This is a genomic window from Bacteroidota bacterium (assembly GCA_016213405.1).
Classification (GTDB): Bacteria; Bacteroidota; Bacteroidia; order Palsa-948; family Palsa-948; genus Palsa-948.
Map to the genome: position 1 here is coordinate 19,103 of JACRAM010000103.1, position 10,938 is coordinate 30,040.

The 10,938-nt window shown below is 43.0% G+C and carries 9 protein-coding genes; 8 read left to right on the plus strand and 1 reads right to left on the minus strand.

All coding sequences use genetic code 11. From position 1 onward, the window contains the following. Positions 1 to 60: 60 nt before the first annotated feature. The 6 genes from nadB to polA all read left to right on the plus strand — a co-directional run bounded on the left by nadB (position 61) and on the right by polA (position 9,095). Positions 61 to 1,623, plus strand: a complete 1,563-nt coding sequence (gene nadB / locus HY841_12545) for an L-aspartate oxidase (protein ID MBI4931590.1) — start codon at positions 61 to 63, stop codon at positions 1,621 to 1,623. A 62-nt stretch (positions 1,624 to 1,685) separates the two neighbouring features. Then, positions 1,686 to 2,201 carry a gamma carbonic anhydrase family protein gene (locus HY841_12550; protein ID MBI4931591.1) on the plus strand — a complete coding sequence of 172 codons (516 nt, stop codon included), beginning with the start codon at positions 1,686 to 1,688 and terminating at the stop codon, positions 2,199 to 2,201. Between the two features lie 178 nt (positions 2,202 to 2,379). Beyond that, positions 2,380 to 3,267, plus strand: coding sequence for a hypothetical protein (locus tag HY841_12555; protein MBI4931592.1), 888 nt, complete (start codon positions 2,380 to 2,382; stop codon positions 3,265 to 3,267). 132 nt (positions 3,268 to 3,399) lie between these two features. Beyond that, positions 3,400 to 5,271, plus strand: coding sequence for a DNA mismatch repair endonuclease MutL (gene mutL / locus HY841_12560; protein MBI4931593.1), 1,872 nt, complete (start codon positions 3,400 to 3,402; stop codon positions 5,269 to 5,271). 123 nt (positions 5,272 to 5,394) lie between these two features. Then, the gene (locus HY841_12565; GenBank protein MBI4931594.1) at positions 5,395 to 6,246 is read left to right on the plus strand and encodes a rhomboid family intramembrane serine protease; all 852 of its coding nucleotides are present in this window, start codon (positions 5,395 to 5,397) and stop codon (positions 6,244 to 6,246) included. A 62-nt stretch (positions 6,247 to 6,308) separates the two neighbouring features. Further along, the gene (gene polA / locus HY841_12570) at positions 6,309 to 9,095 is read left to right on the plus strand and encodes a DNA polymerase I (GenBank protein ID MBI4931595.1); all 2,787 of its coding nucleotides are present in this window, start codon (positions 6,309 to 6,311) and stop codon (positions 9,093 to 9,095) included. A gap of 252 nt (positions 9,096 to 9,347) precedes the next feature. Here the strand turns inward: polA and HY841_12575 are convergent, their stop codons facing one another. Beyond that, complete coding sequence (locus tag HY841_12575) at positions 9,348 to 9,599, minus strand: response regulator transcription factor (protein ID MBI4931596.1); 252 nt, start codon at positions 9,597 to 9,599, stop codon at positions 9,348 to 9,350. A gap of 195 nt (positions 9,600 to 9,794) precedes the next feature. Between HY841_12575 and HY841_12580 the strand changes: the two genes are divergently transcribed. Continuing rightward, positions 9,795 to 10,052: a hypothetical protein gene (locus tag HY841_12580; GenBank protein MBI4931597.1), complete on the plus strand. Its 258-nt coding sequence runs from the start codon at positions 9,795 to 9,797 to the stop codon at positions 10,050 to 10,052. Positions 10,053 to 10,064: 12 nt separating this feature from the next. Next, positions 10,065 to 10,763 carry a hypothetical protein gene (locus tag HY841_12585; protein MBI4931598.1) on the plus strand — a complete coding sequence of 233 codons (699 nt, stop codon included), beginning with the start codon at positions 10,065 to 10,067 and terminating at the stop codon, positions 10,761 to 10,763. Positions 10,764 to 10,938 lie beyond the last annotated feature (175 nt).

A 10,938-nucleotide genomic window follows, 5' to 3' on the forward strand; every position in this document is an offset into this window, starting at 1 on the left:
TGCCCCGTTGGAAAAATATCCAACGGGGTAAATAAAAAAGTTCGTACTTCGCTGTTGTAAATGAAACGAAAAGTAGATTTCCTCATCATCGGCTCCGGCATAGCGGGTTTAAGTTATGCCCTGAAGGTAGCGCCTTACGGAAAAGTTCTGATTCTCACAAAAGCCAACGAAGACGAATCAAACACCAAATACGCTCAGGGTGGAATTGCCGGTGTGATGTATGAACCTGATTCTTACGAGAAACATATTGAGGATACGGTAATCTGCGGTGACGGTTTGTGCGATGAAGAAGTGGTGCGCATGGTTGTGACCGAATCCACCGAGCGCATCAAAGAACTCATTGAATGGGGAGCACGCTTTGATAAAAATCCCAACGGGGAATTTGATTTGGGAAAAGAAGGCGGTCATTCTGAAAACAGGGTTCTTCATCACAAAGACAATACTGGATTTGAAATTGAGAGAGTGCTTCTCGAACAAGTTCATGCACATCCGAATATAGAAATCCTTGACCATTATTTCGCGCTGGAACTTTTGACTCAGCACCATCTCGGAAAAAAAGTTACGAGCAAATTGCCCGACACGGAATGTTACGGAGTGTTTGCATTGAATACAAATACGAATCGCATTGAACAAATTCTTTCGCGCATCACGCTGATGGCAACAGGCGGTGCAGGACATGTTTACGCCACCACGACTAATCCAATCATCGCTACTGGAGATGGAGTCGCTATGGTATATCGCGCGAAAGGAAAACTGGAGAACATGGAGTTCTTTCAGTTTCATCCGACATCTTTATACAATCCTGACGAACGCCCGTCTTTTTTAATTACTGAAGCCATGCGGGGCTTCGGAGGAATTCTGAAAACGATTGACGGGAAAGAATTCATGCAGAAATATGATAAGCGCGGTTCACTTGCTCCGCGCGACATCGTTGCGCGCGCAATAGATAACGAACTGAAAATCCGCGGAGATGATTTTGTTTATCTGGATTGTCGGCATTTAGATAAAGATGGTTTGCTGAAACATTTTCCAAACATTCAGAAAAAATGTTTATCGCTGGGAATCGATATCACGAAAGACTACATTCCCGTTGTGCCCGCTTCGCATTATATGTGCGGAGGAATTAAAGTGGACATGAACGGAAGAAGTACGATAAAAAATCTATACGCATCGGGAGAATGTTCCTGCACAGGTTTGCACGGTGCAAATCGTCTCGCATCAAATTCTCTTCTGGAAGCGGTTGTGTACGCGCATCGTTCTGCTATGAATTCAATTGAGAATTTCAAAAAGGTAAATTACTGCGAAACAATTCCTGAATGGAATGCCGAGAGAACAGCGTCACCCGAAGAAATGGTTTTGATCACTCAAAGCATGCGTGAAGTACAAAGCATCATGACAAATTATGTGGGGATTGTCCGTTCCAATCTCCGGTTGAAAAGAGCATTCGACCGTTTATTGATTCTCCATCATGAAACAGAAAGTTTGTACGAGCGCACTACGGTTTCTCCCGAACTCTGTCAATTAAGAAATATTATTAAAGTCAGCTACATCATCATCAAATACGCGATGCTGCGGAAAGAAAGCGTGGGGCTTCATTATAATATTGATTATGTGAAGAAATAATTCACCCCTCCCTTATTCCCTCCCCCAATGGGGGAGGGTTAGGGCGGGGGCAAATAAAAAATATGACACTCATAAAACCAGTCAAAGGCATTTCTCCTAAGTTCGGCAGCAACTGCTACCTCGCTGAAAACGCAACCGTAGTAGGCGATGTAGTAATGGGCGATGACTGCTCGGTGTGGTTTAACGCGGTGGTGCGCGGAGATGTACATTATATAAGGATGGGCAATAAAGTGAACGTGCAGGACGGTGCCATCATTCATTGCACCTATCAGAAACATCCAACCAACATCGGCAATAATGTGAGTATCGGGCATAATGCCATCGTTCACGGATGCACGGTTCAGGATAATGTGCTTATCGGCATGGGCGCAATTGTGATGGACAGATGCGAAATCGGGAGCAACAGTATTATTGCTGCAGGAGCTGTGGTATTAGAAGGAACAAAAGTGGAACCCGGAAGTATTTACGCTGGCGTTCCTGCCAAAAAAGTGAAAGACATAAGCATTGAACTTCAGAAAGGAGAAGTAGAGCGCATAGCCAATAATTATGTGATGTATGCAGGGTGGTTTAAGGAGTAAAAGAACAAGTCCAAAGTTCCAAATCCAAAATTCCAAAGGTTGTTGTTTGGGACTTGAGACTTGGAATTTGAGGATTGGGTCTTAATAGATTTTTTTATAAGCTGTAACTTTCAACTATCTGCCTTCGTCATACTCCTGAAAATCCAAAGAAACATTAAAAACAATAATAATCAATACAATGAAAACAAAACAATTAATTTTCAGCGCAACAGCCCTTCTGGTAGCGGTATCGCTCACCTTCACAGGTTGCCGCAAGAAAGACGAAGATAAGGACACTGACACCAGCGGTGCGGAAGACAACTCCCTTGCCGACAAATCATTTGAAGACATGGGACAGATTTCAAACGAAGCAGCTTCATCTGGCGGTCTGAACAGTTACAAGTCGGCTGGTTATGATGGTTTACTTTCTCACTGCGCCACAGTAACACACGACACAGCCCTCAACAAAATCACAGTTGATTTCGGCTCTGCCAACTGCTACTGCCATGACGGGCGCTACCGCAGAGGCAAGTTGTTTATCACTTACACAAATTCTGTTAAACCGGAACCTTACACTTATTGGGATTCTCTCACTCAAATTACAATTGCTACAGCACCCGACAACAGTTATTTCGTGAACGACAACCAGGTAATCGGAACAAAAAATATTACAAACAAAGGACACAACGGAGCGGGACATATGAACTGGGATGTACAGGTGAGCGGACAAATCATCAAAGCGAACAGCCAGGGAACAATCACATGGACTTCCACACGCAACCGCGAATGGATTGCAGACGAAAGCACTCCGCTCATATGGTCAGATGATATATATGGAGTAACAGGTACCGCAAGCGGAACTTCTGCAAACGGAACTCCATTCAACGTAACGATCACCAGCCAGTTGATACGCAAAATCGCCTGCTCTAAACATTTCGTATCAGGAACTCTTGACTTTACTCCGGGCAGCAAACCGGTTCGTCATGTTGATTTTGGTTATTCACCTTCGCCTAACCCAAGCGGCAGCTGCGATAGCTGGATTTCCGTAACCATCAATAGCAATACCTACTACAAACAATTGCCTTAAACAAAAAAGACAATAAAGAAAACCCTGCATAATTCTATGCGGGGTTTTTTATTTTACACAGGAGCGATAAATCTTACTTTTGCTTTTCAAAAAACTTCAGACTGTAAACTTTAGACTTTAGACTTTTCCTCAATGCCCGATATCATTAATCTACTACCCGATTCCGTTGCCAACCAGATTGCGGCAGGAGAAGTTATTCAAAGACCGGCATCTGCAGTGAAGGAACTCTTAGAAAATTCCATTGACGCGAATGGCACGGATATAAAACTCATCATCAAAGACGCAGGCAGAACCTTAATTCAGATAATTGACAACGGTATTGGCATGAGCGAAACGGACGCGCGCATGAGCTTTGAACGGCACGCCACTTCCAAAATAAAATCAGCGGATGATTTATTCAAAATAAAAACCATGGGATTCCGCGGAGAAGCAATGGCTTCCATCGCAGGCGTTGCACAAGTGGAAATGAAAACCAAACGCTCAGAAGACCAATTGGGAACACAGATTGAAATTGAAGGAAGCGAACTGAAATCACAAACCCAATGCACCTGCACAAAAGGAACGAGCATCAGCGTGAAAAATCTTTTCTTCAATGTTCCGGCAAGAAGAAATTTCCTGAAATCAGATTCCGTTGAGCTCAGGCATATCATAGAAGAATTTCAGCGCGTTGCCATTGCTCATCCCGAAATTTCTTTTTCATTTCATCATAACAATTCAGAACTTTTTCACCTGGAGAAAGGAGCATTGCGCCAGCGACTCGTTGGAATTTTCGGAGACAGTTATAACCAGCGTCTTGTTCCTGTTGAAGAAAACACAACGATTGTAAATGTTACAGGATTCATCGGCAAACCAGAGTTCGCGCGCAAAACAAGAGGCGAGCAATTTTTTTTCGTCAACAACCGATTCATTAAAAGCTCTTACCTGCATCACGCAGTGCAAAATGCCTACAATCAATTATTACCGGACGATGCGTTTCCCTCCTATTTCATCAATATGGAGATTGACCCGAAAGCGATTGACGTGAACATTCATCCCACGAAAACAGAAATCAAATTTGAAGATGAACGTTCGGTGTATACCATCATCCGCGCTGCGGTAAAACAATCTCTCGGAAAATACAACATTGCGCCCTCGCTGGATTTTGAACAGGAAGCTAGCATTGAACTTCCTCCTAATAAATCTCTTGAAGAGGTTTTGATGAACCCACCGAAAATAAAAGTGAACAAAAATTATAATCCTTTTTCAGAGGAGGAGAAAAAAGAGGAAAGAAGAAACAAATTTACTGCAGGCTCCTATACAGAAACAGAGAAACGGAAAGGAGGAGAATGGGAAAAAGAACAATCAAGGCACGCCATCAGTCAATTAGAAATAGAAGTTAAAAAGGAAGAAGAAACACAGACTGAATTTTCAATCGAAGGAGAAAAATCTACCAAGACATCCGCTTACCAATTGCACAACAAATACATTCTCGCGCACATTAAAACCGGAATGATTGTGATTGACCAGCAAGCAGCACACGAGCGGATTCTCTATGAAAAATATTTTGAAATGGTGGAAAAGCACAAAGGGGTTTCGCAGCAGCAGTTGTTTCCGCAGACGCTGGAATTTTCTGCCAGCGATGCGGTGGTGGTTAAAGAACTTCATGAAGAATTGCAAGGGCTGGGTTTTGACATCAACGAGTTCGGAAAGAATACTTTTATCGTTCACGGAATCCCTGCCGACATTGCCGGACAGAATGTTTTTGAACTGCTTGAAAAATTAATTGAAGATTACAAAGCATCACAGGGGAGCAAATCTGATTTGAAAAATGCCAAAAAAGAAATCGTGGCAAAAGCCATGGCAAAAAATCTTGCCATCATATCAGGAGTTCAGCTCACAAAAGAAGAAATGAGCCACATGGTGGATGAACTCTTCGCCTGCAAAATGCCGTATGCTTCTCCGGCAGGAAAACCTACTTTGATCACGATTGGAATAGAGGAACTGGAAAAGAAATTCAGAAAATAAAACAAAACCCCTCTCCTTCTCTCCCCCAAGGGGAGAGGGAAAGAAAAAAATTATGTCAAATAAAAAATCAAACCGACACCCTTTCCCTTCCCTTGGGGAAGGGTTAGGGATGGGCTCTTAACCATGTCATTCCAGGAATACAGACCAACAGGATTCAATGTGCTGCCGCCAGTCATTAAGAATCTGCTCATCATCAACGGAATTTTTTATGTCGCTACGATTGTCTTTGACTTGAAGCTGAACATTGACCTCGCTGATGTTCTCGGGCTTCATTATTTTTTCTCTGAAGATTTTCGCCCGTATCAATTAGTCACTTATATGTTCATGCACGGAAGTTTCACGCACATCTTCTTCAACATGTTTGCACTGTGGATGTTCGGCAATGTGCTGGAAAATGTGTGGGGCGCAAAACGGTTTCTGATTTATTATGTGGTGTGCGGACTGGGCGCTGCGCTGATGCATTATACCGTTCATTATTTTGAAATTCAGCCAACGCTTCATGCGCTGAATGATTACATGCTGAATCCATCCACCGAAAAGCTGGAAGGATTGTTTGCTTCAGGATATATTAAGATGACTTCTCCCGAAATGGTTCAGCACCTTCAGCCCTTTATTGATGAATTCAGAAAAACCGAGCTGCTCGGCAACACACAAAACACCTTGCAGACATCCGTTGATTTTATTATTGAATACAAAAAAGAGTTTCTGAACGCACCTGTTGTTGTCGGAGCATCCGGCTCTATTTTCGGATTGCTGCTCGCCTTCGGAATGATGTTCCCGAACTCCATGATATACATGTATTTTCTTTTCCCTGTAAAAGCAAAATGGTTTGTGATCCTGTATGGTGCCATAGAACTTTTCGGAGCCATTAATCCTTCACAAAACGATAACATTGCCCATTACGCTCACCTGGGCGGAATGCTTTTCGGATTTGTGCTGATAAAAATATGGCAGAAGAGAAAAATAAATTTTTAGTGAGAAGAGAATTACTTTTGCACTACGATCTTTTTTGTCAACATCCTATTTGATTTTTTTATATGAACAAGAAATTATTTTTATTGGATGCCATGGCGCTGATTTACAGAGCTTATTACGCATTGGCAAAAAATCCGCGCGTTACATCAAAAGGTCAAAACACATCTGCCATTTTCGGTTTCACCAATATTCTTCTTGAACTCCTCAAAAAAGAAAAACCCACCCACATGGCGGTGGCGTTTGATACGCACGCTCCCACCGAGCGCGAAGGAGTGTATGCCGAATACAAAGCCAACCGTCAGGCAACTCCCGAAGACATCATTAGTTCTGTTCCGTACATAAAAAAAATTTTAGAAGGGTTCGGGATTCCGGTTCTTGAAAGCGATGGACATGAAGCGGATGATATAATAGGCACACTCGTCAAGAAAGCGGAGAAGCACGGATACGAAACATACATGGTGACTTCCGATAAAGATTTCGGACAGTTGGTGAGTGATAAAACTTTTATGTTTCGTCCGCCTGCCTTCAAAAGCGGATGGACCACTTTGCGTGAAGAAGATATTCTCAAGCGATGGGAAATTAAAAATGTCAGTCAGGTGATTGATATTCTCGGGCTGATGGGAGATGCTGCGGATAATATTCCGGGACTTCCGGGCGTAGGAGAAAAAACCGCCATCAAACTAGTGCATGAATTCGGAAGCGTGGAAGGCGTAATCAAGAATGCAGACAAGCTGAAAGGAAAACTTCAGGAGAACGTAAAACAATTTGCCGATCAGGCAATTCTTTCCAAGCAACTCGCCACCATTCATTGCGATGTGCCGGTGAAATGGGATGAAGAAGCATTGCTCATGAGCGAACCCGACAAAGAAAAACTTTCAGCCATATTTGAAGAACTTGAATTCAGAACCATTGCAGCAAGGGTGCTGGGCAGCCCATCCCCTGCCCTTCCCCAAGGGAAGGGAGAAACAATTGCTGGTGCAAATGGAAACGAACAAAAAATCCTCCACTTGGGGGAGGATTTAGGCGGGGCTCCTCGTCAAACTATTAAAGATGTCGCACACACATATCATTTGATTGATACAAAAGAAAAAAGAAAAAACCTCATAGCGGAATTGAGTAAACAAAAATCGTTTTGCTTTGATACGGAAACTACCGGCACCGATGCGCATAATGTGGAGTTAGTGGGAATGTCTTTTTCATTCAATGAACATGAAGCATATTACATTCCCGTTCCTGAAAATTATAATGAGGCGCACGCCATCGCAAATGAGTTCAAAGAAGTTTTTGAAGATGAACGTATCGAGAAGGTCGGGCAGAATATTAAATATGATATGTCTGTGCTGAAGTGGTATGACATTGATATCAAAGGGAAACTCTTCGATACAATGATTGCGCATTATCTTATTCAGCCCGACATGCGCCACAACATGAACATTCTGGCTGAAACCTATTTGAATTATTCTCCCGTTTCGATTGAAACACTCATCGGTAAAAAAGGAAAAGGACAATTAAGCATGCGCTCAGTGCCGGCTGAACAGATTTCGGAATACGCAGCTGAAGATGCAGATGTTACTCTTCAGCTGGAAAAAAAGTTTGTCCCGATGCTGAAAGAAACAGAAACAAAAAAACTTTTTGAAGAAGTGGAGATGCCGCTCGTGCCTGTGCTGTCAGCGATGGAAGCAGAGGGAGTGAAGATTGACAGTTCGGCTCTGAAAGATTTATCCAAAGAACTTGCAAAAGACATCGTTATATCAGAAAAAGAAATTTATTCGCTGGCAGGAAAAGAGTTCAACATTTCTTCACCCAAACAAGTAGGTGAGATATTATATGAAGAATTAAAAATAGTTGAGAAGCCGCAGAAAACCAAAACCGGGCAGTACGCCACCGGTGAAGATATTCTGGAAAAACTAAAAGGCACGCATCCCATCATAGATAAAATTCTTGACTACCGCGAACTTCAGAAATTAAAAAACACGTATGTGGATACGCTTCCTGAACTGGTGAATCCGAGAACAGGAAGAGTTCACACTACTTACAGCCAGATTGTGGCGGTGACAGGACGATTGAGTTCTGACAATCCGAACCTTCAGAACATTCCTATCCGCACTGAACGCGGAAGAGAAATCAGAAAAGCGTTTGTTCCGAGGAATAATAATTATACTTTACTCTCGGCAGATTATTCTCAGATTGAACTTCGTGTGATTGCCGCCATGAGCGAAGACCAGGGAATGATTGAGGCGTTTAAAAGCGGGCAGGACATTCATGCGGCTACGGCATCAAAAGTTTATGGAGTTGGTTTAGATAAAGTAACTTCGGGCATGAGGCGCAACGCCAAGATGGTGAACTTCGGAATCATCTATGGAATTTCTGCTTTCGGTTTAGCACAGCGATTGAACATTCCGCGCACGGAGGCAAAACAAATCATTGAAAGTTATTTTGAAAAGTATCCTCGCATCAAAGCATACATGGATGAAAGCATTCAGTCGGCAAAAGAAAAAGGATATGTGGAAACCATTCTGGGCAGGAGAAGATACCTGCGCGACATTAATTCAAGCAACCATACCGTTCGCGGATATGCCGAGCGAAATGCCATTAACGCACCCATACAGGGAAGCGCAGCCGACATGATCAAGGTGGCGATGATAAACATCCACAAAGAATTTGAGAAGAAAAAATTCAAATCAAAAATGATTCTGCAGGTGCATGATGAGTTGGTGTTTGACGTTTATAAAGATGAAGCGGAGGATGTGAAGCCCATTATTGAGGATAGGATGAAACACGCCATCGCATTAATTGTTCCGATAGAAGTGGAAATGGGAACGGGGAAAACCTGGCTGGAGGCGCATTAATTAGTATTGAGTATTGTGCGAAGGACTCCTTCGGAGTGACGAATAGAACCTAGTTTAACGTGAGTTCGGGTTCAAACCTATTCTACATTGATTATAATTCGAAAAACATTGTTTGTTATTGGACTCCTTTGGAGTCAAATATGAATAGAAAAACATTTAGCTATAAACATCCGACCCCTTCGGGGTCGTACTTGTGCGAAAGTCCTAATTGAATATTATTTTGAATTATGAAAGATGTCTAATAAAATAACCTCATACCAGCCCCAGCCCTTGGGCAATTTTCCATAAATCAAATTTGCTTTTAACGTTAAGTTTTGCGTAAATGCTTGCGCGGTGGTTTTTTACGGTGTAGCGTGAGATATGGCATTGCTCGGCAATTTCCTTGTTCTTTTTTCCTTTGGCAAGCAACACAAAAATTTCCAATTGCCTTTTTGTTAACGTGAAGCCCGCCAGAAATAATTTCAGCAGGTTTTTCTTTTTTTCTATTTCATCGTCATCAGGCATTGCATTGGTTTTTGGCGCCCGCCTTCGGAACGGGCAGGCATGAATTATTAACGATTTATCTGCGGAAATATTGTGCGTAGTGCCGAAGCGCTATAAAAATAGTGCCAGTGCACTATGAAAACAGTGCCGAAGAACTATTGCACAGCCCGATAGGGGGATGTACCTTTGGTGTATAGATAATAATCAAGTTGTATCATGAAAACAAAATTCAAAATAACAGAAACTAAAACCGGAAGGGCTCGCTATGGGAATGTAAGGGCGCCCTTTAAAGTTGAAATGCCGCCCTTCTATTTCATAATGCCACCCTTTAGAGTTGAAATGCCGCCCTATGGATTTGAAATGCTGCCATTCTATTTTATAATGCCACCCTTTAGAGTTGAAATGCCGCCCTTCCGCTTTGAAATGCCACCCTATAGGTTCATAACGCAATTATATAAACACATAAACAATTAAAAATCAATCAAAATGAAAACACAAGGAAGAATTCCGAGAGTCATAAGCGCCTTTGTCGCTTATCTCAACAACACAGCAGATTATCTGTTTGAAGAGAGTCCAAAAAACTGGGAGCGGCTCAATCTGCTCGAAGCCGATGCAAAAAAGTGGAGTGAGTATCGCGGGCAGGCGAACACGCTTTACACAAAGTACACCAACAAAAAGGAAACGCGCACCACCGCCATCAAAGATAAGCTGCGCGATGTGCAGAAAAAGTTCAACACGTTTGGGCAACCGATTCTTGACCATATTGCTACATGGCGCGGTTCCACCATTGATGACTTTGAAGTGTTTCGCATAAAAGCCGGTGCGCTGCGCGATACCGAGCCCAGCCCTGCTCCAGCAATTACAGACCCTATGATAGGTCTCATCAACCTTGGCGGAGGAGATCTTGATGTGAAGTGCCGCCTCAACAAAGACCAAACCCGCCCCAGCGTGCCGCACAAGGGCGTGATGGTGCAGGTGCAATATGCACTCACGGCTGCCAACGACCCCGCGCCTCCTTTTATTCAGTGCGTAACTCAGTTTCTCAGCACGCACGCGCATTTTATCCTGCACCTTGGAGTGGCGGAAGTGGGCAAACGCTTCTACGGATATTTCCGCTGGTATGATTCGGCTCATCCTGCCAACTCAGGACCCTGGACGCCTGTGCAGACGATTATCGTGGCGTAGCGAGAAAAATGGAAGGATGGAAGAATGGAATAGTGGAATTAAAGTAGGAAGCGAAGGTACAAAGTAACTTCGCCACCTCTCACACCACTGTACATGCTTAGACGCATACAGCGGTTTCATAAAGTTTTAATCGTTTGTAGTTTGCCGATAAACTGTAGTAACCTTCTTTTGCAAA